Origin of the sequence: Pseudomonas sp. (assembly GCF_049301935.1) — a bacterium.
Classification (GTDB): domain Bacteria; phylum Pseudomonadota; class Gammaproteobacteria; order Pseudomonadales; family Pseudomonadaceae; genus Aquipseudomonas.
Genome location: NZ_JBAQLP010000140.1, coordinates 1 through 25,244 on the forward strand (window position 1 = coordinate 1; position 25,244 = coordinate 25,244).

Consider the following 25,244-nt stretch of genomic DNA (forward strand, 5'->3'; position numbering starts at 1 on the left):
CCAACTACCTCAATCTGCTGGTTAACAGCGCGCGCATGGAAGGCATGGTGGTGATGACCTACGCTCCACGCTTCGCCGAAGCCGCGCAGGAGATGGGCGGCTGGCTGGCCAGCGGCAAGCTGAAATCCAAGGAAGATGTCGTCAGCGGCCTGACCACTTTCCCGGAAACCCTGCTCAAGCTGTTTAGCGGGGAGAACTTCGGCAAGCTGGTGCTCAAGGTCGACTAACTCGCCCCGTGTAGGATGGGTTAGCCGCCCAAGCGATGTTTGGCAAAGCCACATTGCCTGGGTGGCGTAGCCCATCAGAGCAGCATGGGTATCGCTACGCTCAACCCATCCTACGCCACCGCCATTTCCTCACTGTGCTGTTTGAGCGGCCGCCAGTGGCGCAGCAGCATATATAGGGTCGGGATCACAAACAGGGTGAAGAAGGTGCCGACCAACAGGCCACCGACGATCACCATGCCGATCTGCTGACGGCTTTCCGCGCCAGCACCGCTGGCAATCGCCAGTGGCAGTGAGCCCAGCACCATCGCCCCGGTGGTCATCAGAATCGGCCGCAGGCGCTGTACCGACGCCTCGATCACTGCACCGCGCAGCTCATGCCCCTGACGCAGCAGCACGTTGGCGAACTCAACGATCAGGATGCCGTGCTTGGTAATCAGGCCGATCAGCGTCACCAGGCCAATCTGTGAGTAGATATTCAGGGTACCGCCGAATAACGTCAGCGCCAGCAAGGCCCCAGCCATCGACAGCGGCACGCTGAACAGGATGATCAGCGGATCGGTAAAGCTCTCGAACTGCGCCGCCAGCACCAGAAAGATAAACGCCAGAGCCAGGGCGAAGATCAGCGCAATACCGGCGCTGGACTCCTTGAAGTCGCGCGAGGTGCCGGTGTAGTCGTACTGCGTCTCCGCCGGGAACACCGTACGCGCGGTAGTCTCCAGATGCGCCAGGGCTTCGCCCAAGGTGTAGCCGGAGCCAACGTTGGCACTTACCGTTACCGCACGCAGCTGGTTGAAGTGGTTGAGCTCACGCGGCGCCACGGTCTCGCGCACCTCGATCAGGTTGGACAGCTGCACCATGCTCTCATCGCGGCCGCGCACATAGACGCGGTCGAGGTCCTGCGGATTGCTGCGGTCCACGCCCTGCAACTGCACCAGTACGTCGTACTGCTCGCCGTTCTGCTTGAAGCGCGTTACCTGGCGGCTGCCGAACAGACTTTCCAGGCTGCGGCCGATGGTCGCCACATCGGTGCCCACGGCCACCGCCTGCTCGCGGTTGACCGCCACCTTGAGCTGCGGCGCATTGAGCTTGAGGTCGCTGTCCAGGCTTTCCAGGCCCGGGTAGTCGCGCAGCTGATTGAGCAGCTGATCGACATAACCCTGCAGCTCGCTGTACTCCATCGACGAGCGAATCACGAAGTTCACCGGCTGGTTACGTGCACTCTGCCCCAGCGGCGGCCGGTTGACCGGGAAGGCGCGCACCCCGGCGATGTCCTGCAGCTTGGGCAGCAGTTCGTTGCGAATCTCGAACTGACTGCGCGAACGGTCGGCCCAGTCTTCCAGCTTCATAAAGGAAATGCCCTGAGCCACAGTCGGGAAGCCGGCGATGACCATATAGCGATTGGTTTCCGGGATGCTGTCGTAGGCCGTTTCGATCTCGCGGGCATAACGTCCGGTGTAATTGATGGTGGCGCCGTCCGGGCCGTTGAACACGCCGATAATGGTGCCGGTGTCCTCGGTGGGCGCCAGCTCGGACTTCAACCCGGAGAACAGCAGCACGCAGGCCACCACGGTGAGCAACAGCACGCCAACCACCAGCCCCCAGGTACTCAGCGCCTTGGCCAGCAGATGTTTGTAGCTGTAGGTCAGACCGTTGAGGAAGTCTTCGATCAGGTTGTACACCCGGTTGTGCCGCGCGCCGGCCTGATGCGGTTTGAGCAGCAGCGCGCACATCATCGGGGTCAGGGTCAGGGCGACGAAGCCCGACACCAGCACCGCGCCGGCCAGGGTCCAGGCGAACTCGGTAAACAGCTTGCCCGTGGTGCCCTGCATAAAGCCGATGGGGGCGAATACCGCAGCCAGGGTCAGGGTCATGGCGATCACCGCAAAGGCGATTTCGCGGCTGCCCTTGAGCGCCGCCTGCAGCGGCTGCATGCCTTCCTCGATATGCCGGTGAATGTTCTCCAGCATCACGATGGCATCGTCCACCACCAGGCCGATGGCCAGCACCATCGCCAGCAGCGTCAGGGTGTTGATGGTGAAACCCATCAGGCTCATCAGGGCAAATGCACCGATCAGCGACACCGGGATGGTCACCAGCGGAATGATGGTAGCGCGTAGCGAGCGCAGGAAGATAAAGATGATCAGGATGACCAGCCCCACCGCTTCCCAGATGGTGATAAACACGTTATCGATCGACTCGCGAATAAACAGCGAGCTGTCGTTGGCCACCGCCATCTGCATACCTTCCGGCAGCAGCGCGCGCACATCCGGCATGGCCGCCTCCAGCCCATCGGAGATGTCCAACGGGTTGGCGGTGGCCTGCTTGATCATGCCCATCGATACGGCCGGCTGGCCCTTGTAGCGGACGATACTGCGCTCGTCCGCCGCGCCAATTTCGGCATAACCAACATCGGCCAGGCGCAGCAGGTAACCGCGCGAGTCATCGAGAATCAGCTGATTAAACTGCTCCGGGGTGTTCATGTCAGTTTCCGAGAGCACGGTGAATTCGCGCTGCTGCGACTCGATACGCCCCGCCGGGATCTCGACGTTCTGCCGGCGCAGGGCGTCTTCCACATCCTGCACGGTGAGGTTGTGCGCGGCGAGCTTCTCCGGATCCAGCCAGATGCGCATGGCAAAGGTGCGCGCGCCACGAATTTGCACTTCGGAGACGCCGGGAATGGTCTGCAGGCGATCCTTGATCACCCGTTCCAGCACGTCGGTGATCTCCATGGCGCTGTAGCGTTCGCTGTAGAAAGCCAGCCAGATCACCGGCTGGGCGTCGGCTTCGACCTTCTGCACGATGGGCTCGGCGATTTCATCCGGCAGCAGGCCACGCACGCGGCCCAGACGGTCGCGCACATCGTTGGCGGCTTCATCGGAGTTGCTGCCCAGACGGAACTGCGCGGTGATCTGGGTGTTTTCCGAACGGCTGATGGAGCTGACAAAATCCAGCCCGTCGATCCCCGACAACACGTCCTCGATCGGCTGGGCGACCTGGGATTCCATGATCTCCGGGCTGGCCCCCGGATAGCTGACGTTAACCGTGACAATCGGCACGTCGATATTCGGGTACTCGCGCACCGCCAGACGGTCATAGGCCATCAAACCGAGCAGCAGCACAATCAGCGATAGCACGGTGGCAAACACCGGCCGGCGGATGCAGATATCCGACAGGGTCATGGCGCTTGCTCCACCACCTTAATGCGCACAGGCGCGCCGGCCCGAACCTTCTGCCAACCGGCGCTGATCAGGGTTTCATCACCCTGCAGGCCTTCCAGCACCTCAACCTTGCCAGCCAGGCGCTTGCCCAGTTTGACTTCGCGCACCTCAACCTTACCGTCAACCACCAGATTGACCAGCAGTTGCTCGCCCACCGGCATGACGGCTTCTTCTGGAATTACCAGGGCATTCGGCCGTTCGGCGAGAATCACCGAGACCCGCACGAACTGCCCAGGGCTCAGGCGACCATCGCTGTTGCTGATGTGGGCGCGAATCGCCTGGCTGCGTCCGGCTTCGTCCAGGCGCGGGTTGATGGCGAAAATCTCGCCGGTGAAGCGCTCACCCGGATAGGCATCCAAGCTGATTTCAATGACCTGCTTGAGGCGGATCTGGCTGACGGCTTTTTGCGGAATGCGGAAATCCACCTTGAGTGGATCGAGTACTTCCAGGTTGACGATGTCCTGGCCTTCGCTGAGGTAATCACCGGGGCTGACCGCACGCAAACCCAATACGCCGTCATAGGGGGCAAGGATACGGGTCTTGTCCAGGCGAGCCTGGGATAGCGCCAGGCTGGCGCGCGAGGCCTGCTGCTGGGCGCTGGCCTCATCCAGGGCCTGGGCGTTACTGGCGCCGCGTTTGAACAGCATCTGCGCGCGCTGAAAGTTCTTTTCCGCCAGGTTCAGGTTGGCCTGTGCCTGGGCCAATTCGGCGCGGGTAATCGAATCATCCAGGCTGACCAGCAATGCACCGGCCTCGACGCGCTGGCCTTCACGAAAATGCAGCTGCGCTAGCCGCCCGGCGATTTCCGGGCGGATCATCACCGATTCGTCGGGGCGCAGCGAACCGAAGGTCAGCAACTCGTCGCGCACCAGGCTGCGCTCGGGTTTAACCACCTCAACCAGCGGCCCTTGATTGGCCTGCGCTTGCACACTGGCAAACGAACACAGCCAGAAAACTGTACCGAGAAGAGCAGGTGCGCGGGCAAACATATACAACCCCTAATACTTTGTAGAGGCTGAGTCTAACGGCCGAGCCGCGCAGACCAGCCGTTAAAAATGTTTCCCGATATTAGGCACTTGCTACTGGCGCATGCCGCGGCCGCTGACCAGCAAACGGATGCACACGCCATACAGCACGGCAGTGGCGACCAGCATAAAGCCGATGGCCACGCCGATGCGGATATCCGAGACGCCGAGAATGCCGTAACGGAAGGCGTTAACCATATGCAGCACCGGGTTGGCCAGCGACACCGTCTGCCAGAACTGCGGCAGCAGGCTGATCGAATAGAACACCCCGCCCAGGTAGGTCAGCGGCGTCAGGACAAAGGTCGGGATAATCGAAATATCGTCGAAGTTGCGCGCAAACACCGCGTTGATAAAGCCGCCTAGCGAGAAGATGGTGGCGGTCAACAGCACCACCAGCACGGTTACGCCGAGGTGATGCACCTGCAGGTGGGTGAAAAACAGCGATAGCAGAGTGACGATAAAACCCACCGCCAGGCCGCGCAGCACACCGCCAATGACATAGCCGGTGAGGATGATATGCGGCGACACCGGCGAGACCATCAGCTCCTCGATGGAGCGCTGGAACTTGCTGCCAAAGAAGCTCGACACCACGTTGCCGTAGGAGTTGGTGATCACCGACATCATGATCAGCCCCGGCACGATGTACTCCATATAGCTGAAGCCGCCCATGTCGCCGATCTGGCTGCCGATCAGGTTGCCGAAGATCACGAAGTACAGAACCATGGTGATCGCCGGCGGCAGCAGGGTCTGCGGCCAGATGCGGGTAAAGCGGCGGATCTCGCGGTAGACGATGGTGCGCAGCGCCACCATGTTGGCGGTGAATTCGGAGTTCAGATAAGCCGTGCTCATAGCGCCACCTTCGCCAGATTCTTCTCGACCAGGGAGACGAACAGCTCCTCTAGGCGGTTGGTTTTATTGCGCAAGCTGAGCACCTCGACATGCTGCAGAGCCAGCTGACGGAACAGTTCGGTAATGCCCTGAGCCTTGTCCACCTGCACTTCCAGGGTATGCCCGTCGAGCAACTGCGCCGGGTAGCCGATCAGCTGCGGCGCAACCAGCAGCGACTCCTTAAGGTCGAGCAGGAAGGTCTCCACATGCAGCTTCTTCAACAGGTCCTTCATGCTGGTGTTCTCGACAATCCGCCCGTGGTCAATGATGCCGATATTGCGGCACAGCTGTTCGGCCTCTTCCAGGTAGTGGGTGGTCAGGATGATGGTGATGCCCTGCTGGTTCAGCTCGCTGAGAAAACTCCACATCGAGCGGCGCAGTTCGATATCCACCCCGGCGGTGGGCTCGTCGAGGATCAACAAGCGCGGCTGATGCACCAGCGCGCGGGCGATCATCAGGCGGCGCTTCATGCCGCCAGACAGCTCGCGCGACGGCACATTGTGCTTGCCCCACAGCCCCAGCTGGTTGAGGTACTGCTCGGCGCGTTCCTTGGCGATTTTTGCCGGGATACCGTAGTAACCAGCCTGGGTTACGACGATGTCGAAGGCCTTCTCGAACTGATTGAAGTTGAACTCCTGCGGCACCACACCCAGGCAACGTTTGAGCGCCGAAGGCTGCTGGTCCAGATCGTGACCGAACACATTGACCGTGCCGCTGCTCTTGGTCACCAAGGTCGAAAGAATGCCGATGGTGGTGGATTTACCGGCACCGTTGGGGCCGAGCAAGGCGAAGAAATCGCCTTCGGCCACATCCAGATCGATGCCATGCAGCGCCTGGAAGCCGTTGCCATAGGTCTTGGTCAACTGGCGAATGGACAGAGCGGTACTCATAAAAATGCGCGCACCTGATTAGATAAAAAAAAATTCGAGAGGGGCTGCGCCACATAGCGCGAAGTGGCCCAAGTCTAGCGTCTGGAACCGCTCCACCCCAGTATCTTTGCGCAAAAATGCCGCCCCCACGGCTGTGCAGCAGCCTACCAGCGCCAGGCGCAGAAGAAACCCGGCAATTGCCGATGGTGCTTATCAGCCCGGTCGATAGATCAGTCGAACAGGATCCAGCCTGAGGCCTGCTCACGCGGATCGCGACTGGCCCCACGAAACTTTTCTGCGAACTCCACCAGCGCGGGGTGGTCACTATCGAGGAAGCAGCCGGGCTCGAGGTATTCACGTATTAGCGTTTTTCCATGACTGAGAAAGCAGTCTAGCGACGCGGGTCCGGCCAATGTCACGACGATTCGGCCAAGCTCACCGCTCTTGTCGCCAGCAATGACGACTACGCTCGTGATGGTGCGTAAAACACGCATTGTCATCATGGAGGATTCTGCATGCTCGCTCTCTGGTTACTCGCCTTGCTGCTCGGCACGGCTTTTCTCGCTCACCGCCGCACCGCGCCCTTGCCCGCACTGGGCATCGTGGCCGGTTTTCTGATTCTGATGGGGGTATTCAGCCATGCACCGGTCTGGCTGATGGGCCTGTTCTGGTTGCTCCTGCTGGCTGTGGCCTTGCCACTGCTGTTACCGCAACAACGCCGCAGCCTGTTCACTGCACCGCTGTTTGCCTGGTTCCAGCGCGTGCTACCGCCGATGTCGGCTACCGAACGCGACGCCATCGAAGCCGGCACGGTGTGGTGGGATGGCGAGCTGTTCAGCGGCCGGCCGGACTGGGACACTCTGCTCGCCTACCCCAAGGCACAACTGACTGAGGAAGAGCAGGCGTTTCTCGACGGCCCCACCGAAGCGCTCTGCGCCATGGTCAGTGACTGGCAGATCGGCCAACAGATGGACCTGCCCGCCGAAGCCTGGGCACATATCAAGAGCCATGGCTTCTTCGCCCTGATCATCCCCAAGCAGTATGGCGGCAAGGGTTTTTCCGCCTATGCCCACTCCCAGGTGGCGATGAAGCTGGCCACTCGCTCCGGCGATCTGGCCTCCACCGTAATGGTACCCAACTCCCTGGGCCCGGCCGAACTGCTGCTGCACTACGGCACCGACGCCCAGCGCGAGCATTACCTGCCGCGCCTGGCGCGCGGTGACGACATCCCCTGCTTCGCCCTCACCGGGCCGCTGGCAGGCTCCGACGCCGGCGCCATGCCGGACAGCGGGATCATCTGCAGAGGCCAGTGGCAAGGCGAGGAAGTCATCGGCCTGCGCCTGAACTGGGAAAAGCGCTATATCACCCTCGGCCCGGTCGCCACCCTGCTCGGCCTGGCCTTCAAGGCCTACGATCCCGAGCATCTGCTGGGAGATGAGGAAGACCTCGGCATCAGCCTGGCCCTGGTACCCACCGATACCGCCGGCGTCGAAATCGGCCGTCGTCACCTGCCGCTTGGCGCGGCCTTTATGAACGGCCCGAACGCCGGCAAGGATGTATTTATCCCACTGGACTACCTGATCGGCGGCCAGGAGATGCTCGGCAAAGGCTGGATGATGCTGATGAACTGCCTGTCCGTGGGCCGCTCCATCTCCCTGCCGGCCGTCGGCACCGGCGCGGCCAAGTTCACCAGCCTGACCACCGGCCAGTACAGCCAGATCCGTGAGCAGTTCAATGTGCCGCTTTCCGCCTTCGAAGGCATTCAGGAAGCCCTGGCGCGCATCGGCGGCAACGCCTGGCTGATGGATAGCGCACGCATTCTCACCGCCAACGCGGTGGACCTGGGCGAGAAGCCCTCGGTGCTCTCGGCCATCCTCAAGTACCACCTGACCGAGCGCGGCCGCGAATGCATCAGCCACGCCATGGACGTGCACGGCGGCAAGGGCATCGTCATGGGCCCGAACAACTACCTGGCGCGCTCCTGGCAAGGTGCGCCGATCTTTATCACCGTGGAAGGAGCCAATATCCTCTCGCGCAACCTGATGATCTTTGGTCAGGGCGCGATTCGCTGCCACCCCTATGTGCTCAAGGAAATGGCCCTAGCCGGTCGCGAAGACCAGGAGCAGGCGCTGCAGGAATTCGACGAACTGCTGCTGCAACATATCGGCTTTGCCGTCAGCAACGCCGCCAGCAGCCTGCTGCTCAGCCTCGGCTTTGGCGTATTCAGTCAGGTGCCGGGCGACCGTATCAGCCGCCCCTACTTCCGCGCCCTCAATCGCCTGGCGGCAGCCTTCGCCCTGCTCGCCGACACCAGCATGATGCTGCTCGGCGGCGAACTGAAACGCCGCGAACGCCTGTCCGCACGCCTCGGTGATGTACTCAGCCACCTGTACCTGGCCTCCGCTGCACTCAAGCGTTACCACGACCTGGGTTACCCCGAGCATTCGCAGCCCATGCTGCGCTGGGCCGTGGAAGAAAGCCTGGGCAAAGCTGAACAGGCGCTGGAAGAGCTGCTCAGCAACTTCCCCAGCCAATTGCTCGGCTGCGCCCTGCGCCTGCTGGTGTTGCCGCTGGGCCGCCGATACAAAGGCCCAAGCGACGAACTGGACGCCGAAGTGGCCGGCATTATCGGCCGCAACAGCGGCGACCCGGCGCTGGAGGAACTGCTCGAAGGCTGCTACCGCCCGCAAGCCGAACAGGACCCGGTGGGTGCCCTGCAATACGCGATGAACCTGCTGCAGAACGTACAGGGCCTGCAGAAAAAACTGCACAAGGCCATCAAAGCCGGCCAGCTGCAGGAACTGCCTGGGCAAAGCCTGCTCGATGCCGCGCAGGCGGCTGGCGTGCTCAGCGCCGATGAGGCGCACAGCCTGCAGCAGGCCGAAGCCGCGCGGCGGGTGGTGATCGATGTCGATGACTTCGCCAAGGAGGAGCTGACCTTGGGTGTCGGCAAGGTCCGCTAAACCGACGGGACAGCGGGCGGCGCGAGCCTTATACTAGCGCGCCCGTTTTACCTACAGGATTGCCCCATGGCCAACACCCACATCGACCATCACCTTGCCCTGCTGCAGCACCTGCGTACCATTCTGGTGGCCCTGGGCGAAGCCGAGCAGATTCTCGATGACAGCCACGCCATGTACCTGGAGCGCTACGACGAATTGCTCAGCGACCTGCCCAGCGACCCGGAAGCCAGTCTTTATCTGGGCCAGGACCTGATCAGCCAGATCTTCCAGCGTTACCCACAAATCGCCCACCTGGTCCCGCGCGACCTGCTGTGGTTCTTCGGCGGCGACTGCCTGCACTTTATGCCCGACGAAGAGATCGAGATGTACCAGACCCTCGAAGAGCGCCGCTTCTACGCCGAAGAAAACGACGAACCCTTCGACTGGAACCAGGAAAAACAGCTGCTGGCCATACCCGCCCAGGGCAGCACGCACTAAGCAGCCGTCCACAAAAGCCCTCACGGCATCACCGCTAGGCGAATCAGCTGCCCCCCGACACCCTGCGAAGGCTGGCCTTGCGCAGGGTGTTTTTATTCTGGAGGCTGTCGCCATAAACCCGGCAGCCTCGGTCGGCAGCACTCGGGGCAACCACAGTGTCCATCTACCTGCCCAGGGCAGCAGTGGTCGCGAGGTGCTGCGCGAGAACGCCACTCGCCGAGTCAGCGGGTTACGTCAGCCTGCTTGCAGCGTGGTGGTAACAGCCTGCGCCAGTTCATACGTTTTGACACATGAGGTTGCGGCGGCAAGGCATGGGGCCAGGCTAAATTCTTGGCCATTTGGGCGGACTCTATGTGCAGAGCAAGCAGAATAACTTCAGCGATACACACGCCATTGCTATGCTTTTGCCCGTCGCTCACCGCACAGACTGCTGCGCTGATCGCCGTTCTACCCCTTCCCTTTATTTGATGGAGGCCGCCATGGCTGGTTGGTATGAACTCTCGAAGAACGATAAAGGCCAGTTCTTTTTCGTGTTGAAGGCAGGCAATGCCGAAGTGATTTTGCGCAGTGAGCAGTACGAAACCCGCGCGGCTGCCGAAGGTGGCATTGCCTCGGTGCAGAAAAATGCGCCCGCCGATGAGCGTTACGAGCGCAAGGATGCCAGTGACGGGCGCTGCTACTTCAACCTCAAGGCGGCTAACCATCAGGTGATTGGCACCAGCCAGATGTACAAGGCTGCCGCCAGCCGTGAGGGCGGTATTGAGTCGGTCAAGACCAATGGCCCGACCACGACCATCAAGACTGACGGCTAACCCCTTGCGCACGCCTGCTCAGGCCGGCGTGCGCAAGGCGGCTTCCCCAGCGCTGCTGGCCTTGTGATCAAGCAGGTGCCTAGGTAACGTGTGCGCACTTTTCAGGAGTGCCACGATGCGTTTCAGCCGCCCTTTTTGCTTTGCCTTGTTGCCACTGCTCGCCAGCTGCCAGGTGTTTACCGAGAAACCCGCCGAGCCGCTGATCGAGCAGACGCGCATACAGGGCGAGCTGAGCCTAAACGCGGGCCAGTTGCTGTTTCGCCCCTGCCAAGAACAACGTCAATTTATCCTCAAGGAAGATAACGCAGCCGAGCTGAGCAGCGATGCCAGCACGCTATTCGCTGACGGCCACACCACGCTCTATGTCGATATGCGCGGCCAGCTGCAGGCCAATGCGCAGAAGGGAGTCGATGGCCAGTTCGTGCCGAGCCAGGTGTACCGCGTACAGGCTGAAGGCCATGGCTGCACCGATATCAACTTCGCTCGCACCCTCCTGCGTGCCAGCGGCCATGCGCCGGATTGGAATATCGCAGTCAGCAATCAGGGCCTGATCCTCAACCGCCCCGGCCAGGAGCCACAGGCGCTGCCGTACCTGGAAGAGCAACTGCCCGAAGGCCGCCTCAACCTTAGCAGCGAAGCCAACGGCCAACGCCTTGAATTGTGGGTCGCCCGCCAGCGCTGCGTCGACGCTATGAGTGGCGCGGTGCAGCACCTGAGCGCCGAGTTACGGCTTAATGGTGAAGTCCTGCGTGGCTGCGCTTACCTGGGCGGCGCGCGCAACGACTGAGCCGTGGATACACCGACCAATGCGCAGATCGCTGAGATAGATCAGCCACGTGACAGACGATTGACCTAAGCTGCAAGGGAAGTCAGCCAAAGGGATATCGTTATGCTGCGCATTGCTATCAATGGATATGGACGTATCGGTCGCTGCCTGGTGCGCGCGTTGTTCGAGCGCAAACTGGAACAGCAGATTCACCTCAGCGCGATCAATGACCTGGGTGAGCAAAGCACCCTCGCCCACCTCACCCGTTTCGACTCCACCTTCGGCCGCTTTCCTGGGGACATGCGCCTGGACGGCGATACCTTGCGGGTAAACGGCCAGCTGATCCAGCTGCTGCGTGAACGCGAAGTGAGCAATCTGCCCTGGCGTGAGCATGCGGTGGATCTGGTGCTCGAATGCACCGGCAAGCTGAAAAAGCGCGTCCAGGTCGATCAGCACATCAGCGCCGGCAGCCCGCGCGTGCTGCTCTCGCACCCGCTGGACAGCGCCGACCTGACCGTGGTCTACGGCGTCAATCACCAACTGCTGGGCGATCAACAGATCGTGTCCAACGCCTCCTGCACCACCAATTGCCTGGCGCCGCTGGCCAAGGTGCTGCACGAGGCCGTGGGCATTCGCCAGGGCCTGGTCAACACCATCCACTCCTATACCAATGACCAGAACCTGCTGGACAAGACCCACAGCGACCTGTATCGCGCCCGCGCCGCCGCGCTGTCGATGATCCCCACCAGCACCGGTGCAGCCAAGGCCATCGGCCTGGTGATGCCGGAGCTGGCCGGCCGTCTGGATGGCTTGTCGATACGCGTACCGACGCCCAACGTGTCGCTGGTTGATCTGACCTTTACCAGCGAACGCCCGACCAGCCGCGAAGCGATCAACGCCGCGCTGCAGGCTGGAGCCTTGCAGTTGCCGCCGGGGGTGATGGAGTGCAACGAGCTGGCGCTGGTGTCCAGCGACTTCAATGGCTACCCGGTGTCCTGCGTGGTCGACCTCAGCCACACCCGCGTGCAGGGTGATCTGGTCAAGGTCTTGGCCTGGTACGACAACGAGTGGGCCTTCGCCAACCGCATGCTCGATGTGATGCTGGCCTGGGTAAAGCCACAGACGCGCTAGCACCGTAGGCCGCAACCGCCTATCGGCTGCGGCCTTTACCCATTGATCATGGGTATAATCGCCGCCTTTTTAAAGCTGCCGGGTTGCCTCCGGCCCTGAAAGTGGATCGTTTCTCATGCTTCGTATCACCGAACTCAAGCTGCCCCTCGATCATCCCGACGAGGCCCTGCGCCCGGCCATCGTCCAGCGTCTGGGGATTGCCGACAGCGAGCTGCTCGATTTCAGCCTGTTCAAGCGCAGCTACGATGCGCGCAAAAAATCCACTGAAATGCACTTTATCTACACCATCGACTGCGAGCTGCGCGATGAAGCGGCGCTACTGGCCAAGTTCAGCGATGACCGGCATATCAGCGTCACCCCGGATACCGCCTACAAACCCGTCGGCATGGCGCCGGAGAACCTCGCAGAGCGTCCGTTGGTCGTCGGTTTCGGCCCCTGCGGAATTTTCGCCGCGCTGATTCTCGCCCAGGCCGGACTCAAGCCCATCGTGCTGGAACGCGGCACCGAAGTGCGCCAGCGCACCAAGGACACTTGGGGCCTGTGGCGCAAGAACGTGCTCAACCCCGAGTCCAATGTGCAGTTCGGCGAAGGCGGCGCCGGCACCTTCTCCGACGGCAAGCTGTACAGCCAGATCAAGGACCCCAAGCATTACGGGCGCAAGGTGCTGCATGAGTTCGTCAAGGCCGGCGCGCCGGAGGAGATTCTCTATGTCAGCAAGCCACATATCGGCACCTTCCGCCTCACCGGTGTGGTCGCCAGCATGCGCGAAGAAATCAAGGCCCTGGGCGGCGAAGTGCGCTTTCAGCAGCGCGTCAGTGATGTACTGATCGAAGACGGCCAGCTCCAGGGCGTGCTGCTCGACAGTGGCGAGCAGATTCTCAGCCGCCAGGTGATCCTGGCCCTGGGCCACAGCTCGCGTGACACCTTCCGCATGCTGCACAAGCGCGAAGTTTTTATGGAAGCCAAGCCGTTTTCGGTGGGCTTTCGTATCGAACACCCGCAGGGCCTGATCGACCGCGCGCGCCTGGGTAAATACGCCGGCCACCCGAAACTGGGTGCCGCGGATTACAAACTGGTGCACCACGCCAAGAACGGCCGCTCGGTCTACAGCTTCTGCATGTGCCCAGGCGGCACCGTGGTCGCGGCCACCTCGGAGCCGAACCGCGTGGTGACCAATGGCATGAGCCAGTACTCGCGCAACGAGCGCAATGCCAACGCCGGCATCGTCGTCGGCATCACCCCGGAGCAGGATTACCCGGGCGGCCCGCTGGCCGGCGTGGAACTGCAGGAACGCCTGGAATCCCAGGCCTATCTGCTCGGCGGCAGCACCTACGAAGCACCGGGGCAGCTGGTCGGTGACTTTATCGCCGGCCGTGCATCGACCGAGTTGGGCAGTGTCGAGCCTTCATACAAACCGGGGATCAAGCTGGGCGACCTGGCCCTGGCGCTGCCGGACTTCGCCATCGAGGCGATCCGCGAAGCGCTGCCGGCCTTCGGCAAACAGATCAAGGGTTTCGACCTGCATGATGCGGTACTCACCGGCATCGAAACCCGTACCTCCTCGCCGCTGCGCATCACCCGTGGTGCGGATATGCAGAGCCTCAACGTGCGCGGCCTGTACCCGGCCGGGGAAGGCGCAGGTTATGCCGGCGGCATTCTCTCCGCCGGGGTCGATGGCATTCGCGTGGCCGAAGCGCTGATCAAGGACATGCTAGGCATTGCTGACGTTTAGAAACCGTCGGACTTAACAGCGCAAAATAAATTCTTCCCCTGGTGCATCCGTATTGGCGTTTGCTGCGTATCTGTATGGCCGACGAGCGAGTTACTGACAACCAGTACTCGCATTTAGCCTGGAGAACTCATGCAAAACGCTAACAGAACAACAATTAGAACCTTGTCATTGCCCCTGGCCACTGCCGGTCTGACTTTGCTGCTGGCTAGCAACGTGGTGATGGCCGATACCAGTTACAGCAGCAAACTGCTGCTCACTGGCGGTGTGTCTCAAGTAGAAGGTGCTGCAGGTGGTGGTTTAACCCCCTGGGCAGTCATTGGCGGCTACGGCACTGGCGAAGAGATAGGTGCCAACCTGCATTTCTCCCACGCTGATGCCCAAGACTTTGCCTTGAGTACCGGTGGCCTGACTATAGGGTTATATGACCGGGTGGAGCTGTCGCTCGCCGAGCAACGCTTCAATGTCAGTGAGCTCAACAGCGCTTTAGGCGGCTTATTGGGCACCAGCGATATCAAGCAAACCATCGCCGGGGTCAAAGTCCGCCTGGCCGGCGAAGCCATACTTGACCAAGACACCTGGCTGCCGCAAATCTCAGCCGGGCTGCAATACAAAAAAAACCAGGAAGAAAAACTGGTTAAGTTCCTCGGCGCCAAAGATGACGCCGGCGTTGACTATTACCTGTCCGCCACTAAGTTATTTATCGGCCAAAGTTTACTGGTTAACAGCACGTTACGCCTGACCAAAGCCAATCAACTGGGCATCCTTGGCTTTGGCAGCGAAGACAACAACAGCTACAAACCACAACTTGAATTCTCGGCCGCATACCTCCTCTCACGCAAACTGGCCATTGGCGCTGAATACCGCATGAAGCCCAACAACTTAAACAAAAGCAATTTACCCAACGGCACCTTAGCCGAAGACGACTGGTGGGATATTTTTATCGCCTATGCGCCGACTAAAAACATATCACTGACCGCCGCCTACGTTAACTTGGGTAATATTGTTGATGGCAGCAAACTGGGCTTGAATGGCTTCGCCGACCAACAAGCCACCTACCTATCCGTACAAGTCGGCTTCTAATATTTACGTAGCAAATTACTTAGGAACATCATCATGTCCGCACTGTTTACCCAGATTATCTCTCGCCAGCGGCAGCTTTGCAGCTTTGCATTAGCTGCGCTGCTCTCACTCACCAGCGTAGCGGCTCACGCTGAGCCAACGACCTTCGAAAAGTTCGGCGGCAAGCCCGGTCTCGTACTGATTGTCGATGACTTTATGCGCAACTTAATTGCCGCACCACTGACCCAACCGTTTTTCGACAACCCCAAACAAGACTTTATTAAACTTATGTTAGTTGAACAGTTTTGCGAACTGCTCGACGGTGGCTGCAAGTATCAAGGCCGCGATATGAAAAGCTCCCACGCCAACTTTAAAGTTAACCGCGCCGAATTCAACTCATTGGTTGAGTCACTACAAATTGCTATGGATAAGCACCAGGTACCCTTTACCGCGCAAAATCAGCTACTGGCAAAACTAGCGCCCATGTATCGCGACGTCGAAGCCGGTACCGGCCCGGCACCGGGCGCTGTAACCAAGGCTCAATAACGCCGATTGCGGACAATGACACGCTCATCAGTCATTGTCCGCGTTGCGGCTATACTGCCGAGCGCTTCGAGGGCAAATAGAGCGATAGCAGATTATTTATATCTATCGCCATATTATAGGTTAGCCTTAACCCACCTTGAGTGACCCTCAATGCTCAACGAGCACCGTGCCTTAGCGCCGCCGCCATACGACTGAGCCAAGCCTAATGAATGAAGACGTCCTGCGCCGGCAACACCTCAGCAGCTTGCTGGCGAAAGTTGCGCAACAAGACCGGCAAGCTTTCGAAGCACTTTATAGACTGACCTCGGCCAAACTCTTTGGCATTTGCGCGCGCATGCTCAGCCAGCGCAGTGACGCCGAAGATGCACTGCAAGAAATCTATGTGGCAGTCTGGCGCAAAGCCGAGTTATTTGACGCGAGAATCGCCAGCCCAATTACGTGGCTGGCCATGATTGCACGCAATAAGTGTATCGAGCGTTTGCGCACAGGCGGGGTTGAGCGTAACCAAATGCCTGTTGAGCTGGCTGATTCGCTGGTTGCCCATGAGCCCACAGACCCTCTTGAGGTGAGCAGTGACCTGCGTCGACTCGACCAATGCCTGGGGCGGCTGGAAGATAATACTGAAGGCCTAATCCGTACCGCCTTCCTCGATGGTTGCACCTATGACGAACTGGCAAACCGTAATGGTGTGCCGTTGGGAACCATGAAAAGCTGGATTCGCCGAGGCCTACTGCGCCTCAAGGCTTGTTTAGAACAATGAACACTACCGACCGCATTAACCCAGAAGAGCTTGACCTGCGCATTGCCGAGTATGTATTGGGCGTGCTGGATGCAAAAGAAAGCGCCGAGGTGGCCGAGGCGATTGCCAACAACCCAGACTACGCAGCACAACTGAACGCGTGGCAAGAGCGACTCGGCCCCTTGGCTGAGGCATTCGACTCGCTCGAGGCACCGAGCTATATATGGCCGCGCATCGCTCATGCCCTAGAGCTGACGCCAGCTCGCGCTCCACAGCAGCGCCCAGCAGCCAGCAGCAGTGGTTTCTGGAGCAGCTTAGTGGTTTGGCGCGGGCTCACTGCTGGTGCGCTGGCCGCCAGCCTGATTTTGGCAGCTGTGTTAATCGTACAACCCAAGCCTGCCAGCGATAACGTGCCGCTGACGGCGGCCCTGCAGCTCGATGATGGCTCGGCCGTGTACACCGCCACCATTGATGCTCAACGCCAACGCATCATCATCATTCCGACCGCAGCCATTGCGCTAAATGGCAGGGTTGCCGAGCTGTGGTTTATTAGCCCTGGCGACGCCCCGCGCTCGCTTGGCCTATTGACTGCAGAGCACTCAATCAGCCTGGCCATTCCCGACGACCTACAACAGCGGGTGAGCCCCAACACCGTGTTTGCCATCTCACTTGAGCCGCCTGGCGGTTCACCTACAGCACAACCGAGCGGCCCAGTAGTGGCGCAAGGAAATATTTTCAGCCTCTGATGCATCTTTGTCTGAGCTCACTCCGTAGCTCTAGTACCCCACTCATTGGGGTCCACTTAAATTACGGAGTTACACCATGAAACTGCTTCGCCACACACTGGTTACTGCTTGTTTCTCATTGGCCATCGGCGCTGCCTTGCCAGCCTTCGCCGCTGATTCTGTAATGGTTGGCGGTGCTGCTATGTACCCGAGCAAAACCATTGTTGAAAACGCGGTCAACTCTAAGGATCACACCACCTTGATTGCCGCGGTTAAGGCCGCAAGCCTAGTCGACACCCTCAACAGCAAAGGTCCTTTCACGGTTTTCGCGCCAACCAATGCGGCCTTCGCCGCGCTGCCAGCCGGCACCGTTGAAAGCCTGGTAAAACCGGAGAACAAAGCCACCCTCAGCAACATCCTGACCTACCACGTGGTTGCCGGCACATACACGGCCCAAGACCTGATGATGGCGGCCAATAAAACCGCTGGTACAACCATGCTGACCACGGTGCAGGGCGAAAAACTCACCGTTGGCTATGACGGCCAAATGCTCAGCCTAACCGACAGCAAAGGCAGCAACACGGCGATCAGCATTGCCGATGTTATGCAGTCCAACGGCGTCATCCATGTCATTGATAAAGTCCTGCTGCCTTAAACGCCACACCAAGCAGGCACTTGCGCAGCGCTGACCGCCACAGCGCGAACGCAGATCCGAGGCAGACTTATTGCTCCCAGGGGTTGCCGCGGGTCTGCTCACTGATCCGCAGTTTCTGCTGCAACGCGGCTTTGGCGAGCATGTGGGCGCTGACCGGTGCGGTGATAAACAGAAACAGGGCGATCAGCAGTTCATGCAGGCTGACGCCCTCGCCGCGAGAGCTGAAGTAGATCAGCGAAGCGATCACCATGCCGCCCACACCCAGGGTGCTGGCCTTGGTCGGGCCGTGCAGGCGCATAAAGAAGTCCGGCAGACGGTACAGACCAATCGCGCCGATCAAGGCGAACAGGCTGCCGATCAGCAGAAACAGCGCCACCAGCGCTTCGATCCAGGTATCCATGCAGCAACCTCCATAGAACGTTGTTACTCGATGATGTCGCCGCGCAGCAGATACTTGGCCACGGCCACCGTGCCGATAAAGCCCATCACCGCAATCAGCAGGGCCGCTTCAAAGTACAGGTCGGTGCCCAGCCAGATGCCGAACAGCACCAAGATGGCAATCGCATTGATATACAGGGTATCCAGGGCCAGGATGCGGTCGGGCAGGTCCGGACCGATGATCAGGCGCGCCATGGTCAGTACCAGGGCCAGGCCGATAATCGCCAGGCACAGCGGAATCACGTAGGCGAGCATGTGAATACCTCCAGCAAGGGTGCTTCGTAGCGCTGTTTGATTTCCGCCACCATGGCCTCGGCGTCCGGCACATCCAGACCGTGTACCAAGAGCATCTTGCGATCATCGCTGAGATCGGCAGACACCGTACCTGGGGTCAGCGAGATGATGCTGGTGAGCATGGTCAGGGCCAGCTCATCTTCCAGCAGTAGGGGGATTTCCACGAAGGCCGGGCGCAGCTTGCTGGTCGGGCCGAGGATCAGTTTGGCCACCTGCAGGTTGGCCATGATGATATCGCCGAGGATACGCAGCAGAAACAGGCACAGTTTGAAGGGTTTGTGCACCCGTGGCGGGTTGATCCAGAACACCTGGGTCAGCAGCGGAATGGCCCAACCGAGCAGCGCACCGAGCAGCCAGTGGCCCAGGCTCAGGTCATTTACCAGCAGCAGCCAGACCAACAGCAGGCACAGGCTGAGCAGCGGATGGGGTAACCCGCGACGTGCGTTCATGGTGCCGCTCCCAATTCGATGATTTGCCGGTACAGCGCCAAGTCATGCAGCTGGCTGGCCGTGGCCTCGACGTAACTGAGCAGCGGCGCGGCGCCAACCATCAGTAGCAGGCTGAGTAGCAGCAAACCTGCACAGGCCAGCAGCCGGCCGTAATCCAGCTCGGCGCTGTCCAACTGGCTCAGGCCAACGCGCCAGAACAGCATGCTGCCGGCGCGGCTCAGGGCAATCAGGGTCAGCAGACCGCCACCCAGCACAATCGGCCAGAGCAGCAGAGCCTGCAGGCCAGGCTCCAGTGAGCGCAGCAACAGCAGCTTGCCGAGAAACCCGGAGAGCGGCGGCAAGCCGGCCACGGCAATCGCGCCGAAGAAGAACAGCCCGCCGAGCAAATGCGGATTCTGCAGCGCCGGGCCCTGCACCAGCAGCGCCTGTTTGTCGCCGCGCTGACGGGCAATCAGGTCGGCGAGCAGGAACAGCCCGCCGGCCACCCAGGTGCTGTGCACCAGGTAATACAGGGCAGCCGCCAGGGCTTGCTCGGTACCGATGGCAATACCGGCGAGCAAGGTGCCGACCGACACCACCACCAGATAGGCCAACAGACCCTGCAGGCTGACCGCCGCCAGCGCACCGATCACGCCCAGCGCCAGGGTCAGCAGGGCAATCGGCCAGAGCCAGTCGCCCGCCATATTGGCCAGGCTGCCGGCCTCGTCACCGAAGATCAGCGTGTACACGCGAATGATCGAATACAGGCCGACCTTGGTCATGATCGCAAACAACGCGGCCACCGGCGCAGTGGCCGCGGCATAGGCCTTGGGCAGCCAGAAATACAGCGGTAGAAACGCCGCCTTGAGGCCGAACACCACCAGCAGCAACAGCCCCGCTGCGCCGAGCAGTGCCGCGTCATCCGGCCCGGCAGCGGCCACCCGAATGGCCATATCGGCCATATTCAGGGTGCCGGTGATGCCATACAGCACGCCCACCGCGAGCAGGAACAATGCCGAACCCACCAGGTTCAGCACTACGTAATGCAGCCCCGCCCGTACCCGCTCTACCCCGCCGCCATGCACCAACAGCGCATAGGAGGCGATCAGCAGGATTTCGAAGAACACGAACAGGTTGAACAGGTCGCCGGTGAGAAAGGCGCCGTTGATGCCCATCAGCTGGAACTGGAACAGTGCATGAAAACTCTGCCCGCGCTCATCGTCTCCGCGTACGGCATACAGCAAGGCAAAGCTACTCAGCACAGCCGTGACCAGCAGCAGCAAGGCGCTCAGGCGATCGAGCAGCAGGATGATGCCAAACGGCGCCGCCCAGTTACCGGCGGCATACACCTGCAGCACGCCCTGATCGGCCAGCCAGAGCAGGTAGCCGCTCAACGGCAGCAGCAACAGGGTCGCCAACAGCGACAGGCGGCGCTTGACCCGCAGGCTAAGGCCCGCGCCCAGCAGCAACAGGCTGCCGGCAAACATCGGCAGCAGGATTGGCAGGATCAAGCCGTGATTCATTGCGCAGGCTCCTGGCCGTCAACATGGTCGGTCTGGGTTTCACCCACGCTGCGCAGCGCCAGCACCACGACGAAGGCGGTCATGGCAAAACCTATCACGATGGCGGTCAACACCAGCGCCTGCGGCAGCGGGTCCGCGTAGCCACTACCCTTGCCGATCACCGTGAACACGCCAGTCTGCAGACGGCCCATGGCAAACAGGAACAGGTTGACCGCGTAGGAAATCAGCGTCAGCCCCAGCACTACCGGGAAGGTCCGCGCACGCAGCAGCAGGTACACACCGCTGGCGGTGAGGATGCCCAGGGTTGCGGCAAATATGGCTTCCATCTCAAAGCACCTCTTGTACAGCTTTTTCCTGGGTCAACTTGCCCAGGTTGGCGAGAATCAGCAGGGTCGCGCCGACAACCGTCAGGTACACGCCCAGGTCGAACAGCATGGCGGTGGCCAGCTCGATTTCACCGACCAGCGGAATCTCGAAATGACCAAAGGCCGAAGTCAGGAACGGCCGATCAAACAGCCAACTGCCCAGGCCGGTGAGGCCGGCGACCAATACACCGAGGCCGGCCATGCCCTGGTAATTCAGCGGCAGGCGCGATTGCGTCCACTGCACGCCACTGGCGACGTATTGCAGGATCAACGCCACCGCCGTCACCAAGCCGGCAATAAAGCCGCCACCGGGCAGGTTGTGGCCACGCAGGAAGATAAACACCGAGACCAGCAGCGCCATCGGCAGCAGCACCCGCGACAGGGTGGCGAGGATCAGCGGATGGCGATCCCGCGCCCAGCTGCGCCCTTGGGCATCGACTTTCGGCTGAATCAGGCGCAAGCCGTCGAGCAGCGCGAAGATACCCACGGCGGCAATCGCCAGCACGCTGACCTCGCCCAGGGTATCGAAGCCGCGGAAGTCCACCAGAATCACGTTGACCACGTTGGTGCCGCCACCGCCCGGCACGCTGTTCTCCAGGAAAAACGCGGAAATACTGTCGTACGGCCGCGTCAGTACGGCGAATACCAGCATCGCCACCATCACCCCAGTGCCGACCGCCAGGGTGAAATCGCGCAGGCCGCGCAGGCTGCTGGATTCGATGCGGGTATGCGCCGGCAGGAAGAACAGCGCGAGCATCAGCAGGATGATGGTCACCACCTCCACCGACAGCTGGGTCAGGGCCAGATCCGGCGCCGAATAACGGGCGAAGGCCAGGGCCACCATCAGCCCGACCACACTGAGCATCAGCAGCGAAACCAGGCGCTGACGATGGAACACCACCGTTACCAGCGCGGCCAGGGCCATGATGCCCAGGCCCAGGGCGGTGATACCGTCAATCTCGGTCATCGCCAGCGGCCCGCTGATCTGCGGTAACGAGCCCAGGCCCTGAGTCACCACCAGCAAGGCGGCCGCCAGCAGCAGCGCCAGGTAACGCTGCAGCGAAGCGTTCTCCAGCCAGTGGGTGAAGGCGCTACACACCTTGACCAGGATCAGCACGCCATTTTCGAACAGCAGCTTGGCGTCCACACTCGGTAGCCCCGCATACCAGCGAAACAGCGGCTGACGGAACACGTACACCAGAATCCCGCCGAACAGGGCGATAAAGCTCATCAGCAGTGGCAGGTTGAAGCCATGCCAGATCGCCAGGCTGTAACTCGGCACCTCGCCACCCAGGGTGGCCGCCGCGGCTGCGGCCAGCAGCGGCGCCACGGTATAAGCCGGCACAACCCCCACCAGCAGGCAGAGGAACACCAGAATCTCCACCGGCACCTTCATATAACGCGGCGGCTCATGCGGCGGGTAATGCGGCAGGTCGACCGGCTCGCCGTTGAAGAATACGTCGTGGATAAAGCGCAGCGAATAGGCCACCGAAAACACCCCGGCCAGGGTTGCCGCCGCCGGGATCACCCAGTTAAAGCTGCCCAGCAGGTGCTGATTAAGCGTCTCGGTAAAGAACATTTCCTTGCTCAGGAAGCCATTGAGCAGCGGCACCCCGGCCATTGCCGAGGCCGCCACCATGGCCAGCACGGCCGTATGCGGCATGTACTTCCACATCCCGTTGATGCGCCGCATATCGCGGCTGCCGGTTTCGTGGTCGATGATCCCCGCCGCCATAAACAGCGAGGCCTTGAAGGTGGCGTGGTTGATGATGTGGAACACCGCCGCCACTGCAGCCAGGCGGGTATCCAGGCCAAACAGCAAGGTGATCAGGCCCAGGTGGCTGATGGTCGAATAGGCCAGCAGGCCCTTGAGGTCATGCTGAAACAACGCCATCCCGGCGCCGACCAGCAAGGTCACCAAGCCGGTGATGCTGACCAGGTAGAACCACCACTCCGAACCCGCCAGCGCCGGGTACAGGCGCGCCAGCAGAAACACCCCGGCCTTGACCATGGTTGCCGAGTGCAGATAGGCCGACACCGGCGTCGGCGCGGCCATCGCGTGGGGCAGCCAGAAATGGAATGGGAACTGCGCCGACTTGGTGAACACCCCCAGCAGCACCAGAATCAGCGCCAGCGGGTACAGCTCATGGGCGCGGATCGCATAACCGGCAGCCAGCACCCGTGACAACTCGAAGCTGCCGGCGATATGGCCGATCAACAGAATCCCGGCAAACAGCGCCAGGCCACCGCCGCCGGTCACGGCCAGGGCCATGCGCGCGCCTTTGCGCGCATCCGTACGGGCGCCCCAGAAGCCGATCAGCAGGAATGACGACAGACTGGTCAGCTCCCAGAACATCAGCATCAGCAGCAGGTTTTCCGAAAGTACCACGCCGAGCATGGCGCCCATAAACAGCAGGAGGAAGGCGAAGAAGCGCCCCATCGGCTCCTTCTTCGCCAGGTAGTAACGGGCGTAGAGAATCACCAGCAGGCCAATCCCGAGAATCAGCAGGGCAAACAGAAAGCCCAGACCATCCAGGCGCAGGCTGAGGTTCAGCCCTAGGGCCGGCAACCACTCCAGCTTGACCTTGAGCAGCTCGCCGGCGAACACCGCCGACTGCTGCGAGAACAGCAGCACCAGCGCCGTCAGCGGCGCCACCCCTGCCGCCGCTGCGCAGGCGGAACGGCCCAGGCGCTCGGCCAGCAAAGGCAGAAAGATGCCAAGAAATGGCAAGGCGATGATCAGCGCAAGCGTCATAGAAAACCCCTTAATACGAACCCGGCACGTACCCGGCTGACACCCTACCTGCTTAGAGGCGGTCAGCCACAGGCTTAACCTGAGCTGTAGCCCGCGCAAAAGTATTGCACCGCAGCGTGACTAAAGCCCGCTGGCACAAAAACGTGCGCGATTATCCATAACTATCGGCAAACCGTCATGGATAGAATTATTACTAAAGACTCCGTTTTCCGCGAGCTTGCCTGAAAAACCTGCGAAACACCGATAAACATCTGGTTTATCTGGAAAAAAGGCAATAAAAAACCGGATCAGCCAGGACTGATCCGGCCTCTTCGGCGCTCAGTGGGTAACGCGACTAGTGCCATTCACGGTCATGATGCGCACGCGCTCACCAACGCGGAAAATCTGATTCTCTTCGACGGCCTGGACGTAAGCACGCATGCTGCCGTCATCTTCCAGCACGGTGATTTCCACGCCTTGGGTACGCGTCAGGCCTTCCTCGGTCATCGCGCCCAGCAGGCCGCCGGCCACTGCACCGATCACCGCAGCTACCGCACTGCCACGCCCACCGCCGACGCTGCTGCCGGCCACGCCGCCTATTACTGCCCCGGCACCGGCGCCGATCGGGGTCTTGGTGCCTTCGATTTTCACTGGGCGCAATGCTTCGATGGTGCCCATGCGTACGGTCTGTACGGCACGCGCTTCATCGCGCGAGTAGGTGTCGCCGGTCAGGCTGGAGGCACAGCCGCCCAGTAGGACCAGGGCGGCAAACGAGGCAGCCAACAGAACGGGTTTACGCATGATTGTTACTCCAGTTAGGCAGACCCTTATTAAAACGCCTGCACAGCGCAGCTGTCACCCGCCAATATGCCGCAAATCTTTACCCAAGGCCGCGCACTACGCCGGCGACTGAAACGCCTCAGGGCGCCAGGCGCTCGCGCAGCCAGGTGGCATCCTGCAAACGGAAATTAAGGCGGTCATGCAGGCGACTGGCACGCCCCTGCCAGAATTCGATGCGCTCCGGCAGCAGGCGATAGCCCCCCCAGTGCGGCGGGCAATGCGGCGCGCGATCGAGAAAACGCTGTTCGGTTTCGGCCAGTAGGCCTTCCAGCTCGGTGCGATCGGCAATCACCCGGCTCTGCGGCGACGCCCAGGCGCCCAGACGACTGCCCAGCGGACGCACCTGGAAGTAGGCATCACACTCCTCGGCAGTAACCCGCTCGACGCGCCCCTCGATGCGTACCTGCCGCTCCAGACTGGGCCAGAAGAAGGTCATGGCGGCAAAGGGGTTGGCGGCCAGGTGCTGACCTTTGGCGCTGTCGTAGTTGCTGAAAAAGGTAAAACCGCGGGCATCCAGGCCCTTGAGCAACAGCACCCGGCAGTGCGGGCGTCCTTCAGCATCGACGGTCGCCAAGGTCATGGCATTCGGTTCGACCGGCAGTTGCTCGGTCTTCACCGCATCGGCAAACCACTGCTCAAATAACGCAAACGGCTCAAGCGGCGCGTGTGCCTCGTTCAAGCCATCGCGGGTATAGTCACGGCGCATATCAGCCAGGGTTTGAGTCATCGGCAAATCCTCTCGAACAGGTATTTGCCTAGCTTAACTGCGAGCGCTGTATTTGGCTTGATC

General features: G+C 61.0%; 23 protein-coding genes and 2 pseudogenes. 12 read left to right on the top strand and 13 right to left on the bottom strand.

The features are described from left to right. A pseudogene (locus WA145_RS18190) lies at positions 1 to 227 on the top strand (NADP-dependent oxidoreductase); the annotation flags it as partial. A 110-nt stretch (positions 228 to 337) separates the two neighbouring features. Here the strand turns inward: WA145_RS18190 and WA145_RS18195 are convergent. The 5 genes and pseudogenes from WA145_RS18195 to WA145_RS18215 all read right to left on the bottom strand — a co-directional run. After that, entirely contained in the window at positions 338 to 3,406 is a 3,069-nt protein-coding gene (locus tag WA145_RS18195) for an efflux RND transporter permease subunit (RefSeq protein WP_422582915.1), read from the bottom strand. Beyond that, positions 3,403 to 4,434, bottom strand: coding sequence for an efflux RND transporter periplasmic adaptor subunit (locus tag WA145_RS18200; protein ID WP_422582916.1), 1,032 nt, complete (start codon positions 4,432 to 4,434; stop codon positions 3,403 to 3,405). Before WA145_RS18200 ends, WA145_RS18195 begins: the two co-directional genes overlap by 4 nt. Before the next feature lie 90 nt (positions 4,435 to 4,524). After that, a complete protein-coding gene (locus tag WA145_RS18205; protein WP_422582944.1) occupies positions 4,525 to 5,304 on the bottom strand; it encodes an ABC transporter permease in 780 nt (259 codons plus the stop codon). Positions 5,305 to 5,315: 11 nt separating this feature from the next. After that, positions 5,316 to 6,248 carry an ABC transporter ATP-binding protein gene (locus WA145_RS18210; RefSeq protein ID WP_422582917.1) on the bottom strand — a complete coding sequence of 311 codons (933 nt, stop codon included), beginning with the start codon at positions 6,246 to 6,248 and terminating at the stop codon, positions 5,316 to 5,318. Between the two features lie 233 nt (positions 6,249 to 6,481). Further along, positions 6,482 to 6,589 (bottom strand): annotated as a pseudogene (locus tag WA145_RS18215) (cysteine protease); the annotation flags it as partial. A gap of 153 nt (positions 6,590 to 6,742) precedes the next feature. Between WA145_RS18215 and WA145_RS18220 the strand changes: the two are divergent. The 11 genes from WA145_RS18220 (at position 6,743) to WA145_RS18270 (ending at position 17,832) form a co-directional block, all read left to right on the top strand. Beyond that, on the top strand, positions 6,743 to 9,190 hold the full coding sequence (locus WA145_RS18220; protein ID WP_422582918.1) for an acyl-CoA dehydrogenase: 2,448 nt from the start codon (positions 6,743 to 6,745) through the stop codon (positions 9,188 to 9,190). 66 nt (positions 9,191 to 9,256) lie between these two features. Further along, entirely contained in the window at positions 9,257 to 9,667 is a 411-nt protein-coding gene (locus WA145_RS18225; protein WP_422582919.1) for a PA2817 family protein, read from the top strand. Between the two features lie 479 nt (positions 9,668 to 10,146). Further along, positions 10,147 to 10,479, top strand: a complete 333-nt coding sequence (locus WA145_RS18230; RefSeq protein WP_422582920.1) for a YegP family protein — start codon at positions 10,147 to 10,149, stop codon at positions 10,477 to 10,479. A gap of 115 nt (positions 10,480 to 10,594) precedes the next feature. Then, positions 10,595 to 11,266: a COG3650 family protein gene (locus WA145_RS18235; protein WP_422582921.1), complete on the top strand. Its 672-nt coding sequence runs from the start codon at positions 10,595 to 10,597 to the stop codon at positions 11,264 to 11,266. 102 nt (positions 11,267 to 11,368) lie between these two features. After that, positions 11,369 to 12,376, top strand: a complete 1,008-nt coding sequence (gap, locus tag WA145_RS18240; RefSeq protein WP_422582922.1) for a type I glyceraldehyde-3-phosphate dehydrogenase — start codon at positions 11,369 to 11,371, stop codon at positions 12,374 to 12,376. A 115-nt stretch (positions 12,377 to 12,491) separates the two neighbouring features. Continuing rightward, on the top strand, positions 12,492 to 14,108 hold the full coding sequence (locus tag WA145_RS18245) for an NAD(P)/FAD-dependent oxidoreductase (protein WP_422582923.1): 1,617 nt from the start codon (positions 12,492 to 12,494) through the stop codon (positions 14,106 to 14,108). Between the two features lie 129 nt (positions 14,109 to 14,237). Next, a complete protein-coding gene (locus WA145_RS18250; RefSeq protein ID WP_422582924.1) occupies positions 14,238 to 15,188 on the top strand; it encodes a DUF3034 family protein in 951 nt (316 codons plus the stop codon). A 33-nt stretch (positions 15,189 to 15,221) separates the two neighbouring features. Continuing rightward, the gene (locus WA145_RS18255; protein ID WP_422582925.1) at positions 15,222 to 15,713 is read left to right on the top strand and encodes a group I truncated hemoglobin; all 492 of its coding nucleotides are present in this window, start codon (positions 15,222 to 15,224) and stop codon (positions 15,711 to 15,713) included. A 205-nt stretch (positions 15,714 to 15,918) separates the two neighbouring features. Next, positions 15,919 to 16,473, top strand: a complete 555-nt coding sequence (locus tag WA145_RS18260; protein ID WP_422582926.1) for a sigma-70 family RNA polymerase sigma factor — start codon at positions 15,919 to 15,921, stop codon at positions 16,471 to 16,473. Continuing rightward, positions 16,470 to 17,198 (top strand): anti-sigma factor, encoded by a 729-nt coding sequence (locus WA145_RS18265; protein WP_422582927.1) that lies wholly within the window; start codon positions 16,470 to 16,472, stop codon positions 17,196 to 17,198. The genes WA145_RS18260 and WA145_RS18265 overlap by 4 nt, the downstream gene beginning before the upstream one ends. 76 nt (positions 17,199 to 17,274) lie before the next feature. After that, positions 17,275 to 17,832 carry a fasciclin domain-containing protein gene (locus WA145_RS18270; RefSeq protein ID WP_422582928.1) on the top strand — a complete coding sequence of 186 codons (558 nt, stop codon included), beginning with the start codon at positions 17,275 to 17,277 and terminating at the stop codon, positions 17,830 to 17,832. Positions 17,833 to 17,899: 67 nt separating this feature from the next. Here WA145_RS18270 and WA145_RS18275 read toward each other — a convergent pair whose 3' ends face one another. From WA145_RS18275 to pdxH, 8 genes are all read right to left on the bottom strand, one after another. Beyond that, complete coding sequence (locus tag WA145_RS18275) at positions 17,900 to 18,232, bottom strand: Na+/H+ antiporter subunit G (protein ID WP_422582929.1); 333 nt, start codon at positions 18,230 to 18,232, stop codon at positions 17,900 to 17,902. A gap of 23 nt (positions 18,233 to 18,255) precedes the next feature. Then, the gene (locus WA145_RS18280; protein WP_422582930.1) at positions 18,256 to 18,525 is read right to left on the bottom strand and encodes a K+/H+ antiporter subunit F; all 270 of its coding nucleotides are present in this window, start codon (positions 18,523 to 18,525) and stop codon (positions 18,256 to 18,258) included. Continuing rightward, on the bottom strand, positions 18,510 to 19,013 hold the full coding sequence (locus tag WA145_RS18285; protein ID WP_422582931.1) for a Na+/H+ antiporter subunit E: 504 nt from the start codon (positions 19,011 to 19,013) through the stop codon (positions 18,510 to 18,512). The genes WA145_RS18280 and WA145_RS18285 overlap by 16 nt, the downstream gene beginning before the upstream one ends. Beyond that, a complete protein-coding gene (locus tag WA145_RS18290; protein WP_422582932.1) occupies positions 19,010 to 20,515 on the bottom strand; it encodes a monovalent cation/H+ antiporter subunit D in 1,506 nt (501 codons plus the stop codon). The genes WA145_RS18285 and WA145_RS18290 overlap by 4 nt, the downstream gene beginning before the upstream one ends. Next, positions 20,512 to 20,841, bottom strand: coding sequence for a Na+/H+ antiporter subunit C (locus WA145_RS18295; RefSeq protein ID WP_422582933.1), 330 nt, complete (start codon positions 20,839 to 20,841; stop codon positions 20,512 to 20,514). The genes WA145_RS18290 and WA145_RS18295 overlap by 4 nt, the downstream gene beginning before the upstream one ends. A 1-nt stretch (position 20,842) precedes the next feature. Next, positions 20,843 to 23,635, bottom strand: coding sequence for a monovalent cation/H+ antiporter subunit A (locus WA145_RS18300; protein WP_422582934.1), 2,793 nt, complete (start codon positions 23,633 to 23,635; stop codon positions 20,843 to 20,845). A 318-nt stretch (positions 23,636 to 23,953) separates the two neighbouring features. After that, positions 23,954 to 24,415 (bottom strand): glycine zipper domain-containing protein, encoded by a 462-nt coding sequence (locus WA145_RS18305; RefSeq protein WP_422582935.1) that lies wholly within the window; start codon positions 24,413 to 24,415, stop codon positions 23,954 to 23,956. A gap of 118 nt (positions 24,416 to 24,533) precedes the next feature. Then, complete coding sequence (pdxH, locus tag WA145_RS18310) at positions 24,534 to 25,181, bottom strand: pyridoxamine 5'-phosphate oxidase (RefSeq protein ID WP_422582936.1); 648 nt, start codon at positions 25,179 to 25,181, stop codon at positions 24,534 to 24,536. Positions 25,182 to 25,244: the final 63 nt, after the last annotated feature.

Bases quoted from the DNA above. Each gene is read 5' to 3' on its own strand.
- WA145_RS18235 (WP_422582921.1), top strand. From the start codon at position 10,595: ATGCGTTTCAGCCGCCCTTTTTGCTTTGCCTTGTTGCCACTGCTCGCC.
- WA145_RS18295 (WP_422582933.1), bottom strand. From the start codon at position 20,841: ATGGAAGCCATATTTGCCGCAACCCTGGGCATCCTCACCGCCAGCGGT.
- WA145_RS18200 (WP_422582916.1), bottom strand. From the start codon at position 4,434: ATGTTTGCCCGCGCACCTGCTCTTCTCGGTACAGTTTTCTGGCTGTGT.
- WA145_RS18250 (WP_422582924.1), top strand. From the start codon at position 14,238: ATGCAAAACGCTAACAGAACAACAATTAGAACCTTGTCATTGCCCCTG.
- WA145_RS18265 (WP_422582927.1), top strand. From the start codon at position 16,470: ATGAACACTACCGACCGCATTAACCCAGAAGAGCTTGACCTGCGCATT.
- gap (WP_422582922.1), top strand. From the start codon at position 11,369: ATGCTGCGCATTGCTATCAATGGATATGGACGTATCGGTCGCTGCCTG.
- WA145_RS18300 (WP_422582934.1), bottom strand. From the start codon at position 23,635: ATGACGCTTGCGCTGATCATCGCCTTGCCATTTCTTGGCATCTTTCTG.
- WA145_RS18210 (WP_422582917.1), bottom strand. From the start codon at position 6,248: ATGAGTACCGCTCTGTCCATTCGCCAGTTGACCAAGACCTATGGCAAC.
- WA145_RS18285 (WP_422582931.1), bottom strand. From the start codon at position 19,013: ATGAACGCACGTCGCGGGTTACCCCATCCGCTGCTCAGCCTGTGCCTG.
- WA145_RS18260 (WP_422582926.1), top strand. From the start codon at position 15,919: ATGAATGAAGACGTCCTGCGCCGGCAACACCTCAGCAGCTTGCTGGCG.
- WA145_RS18195 (WP_422582915.1), bottom strand. From the start codon at position 3,406: ATGACCCTGTCGGATATCTGCATCCGCCGGCCGGTGTTTGCCACCGTG.
- WA145_RS18270 (WP_422582928.1), top strand. From the start codon at position 17,275: ATGAAACTGCTTCGCCACACACTGGTTACTGCTTGTTTCTCATTGGCC.
- pdxH (WP_422582936.1), bottom strand. From the start codon at position 25,181: ATGACTCAAACCCTGGCTGATATGCGCCGTGACTATACCCGCGATGGC.
- WA145_RS18255 (WP_422582925.1), top strand. From the start codon at position 15,222: ATGTCCGCACTGTTTACCCAGATTATCTCTCGCCAGCGGCAGCTTTGC.
- WA145_RS18290 (WP_422582932.1), bottom strand. From the start codon at position 20,515: ATGAATCACGGCTTGATCCTGCCAATCCTGCTGCCGATGTTTGCCGGC.
- WA145_RS18245 (WP_422582923.1), top strand. From the start codon at position 12,492: ATGCTTCGTATCACCGAACTCAAGCTGCCCCTCGATCATCCCGACGAG.
- WA145_RS18230 (WP_422582920.1), top strand. From the start codon at position 10,147: ATGGCTGGTTGGTATGAACTCTCGAAGAACGATAAAGGCCAGTTCTTT.
- WA145_RS18305 (WP_422582935.1), bottom strand. From the start codon at position 24,415: ATGCGTAAACCCGTTCTGTTGGCTGCCTCGTTTGCCGCCCTGGTCCTA.
- WA145_RS18225 (WP_422582919.1), top strand. From the start codon at position 9,257: ATGGCCAACACCCACATCGACCATCACCTTGCCCTGCTGCAGCACCTG.
- WA145_RS18280 (WP_422582930.1), bottom strand. From the start codon at position 18,525: ATGCTCGCCTACGTGATTCCGCTGTGCCTGGCGATTATCGGCCTGGCC.
- WA145_RS18220 (WP_422582918.1), top strand. From the start codon at position 6,743: ATGCTCGCTCTCTGGTTACTCGCCTTGCTGCTCGGCACGGCTTTTCTC.
- WA145_RS18275 (WP_422582929.1), bottom strand. From the start codon at position 18,232: ATGGATACCTGGATCGAAGCGCTGGTGGCGCTGTTTCTGCTGATCGGC.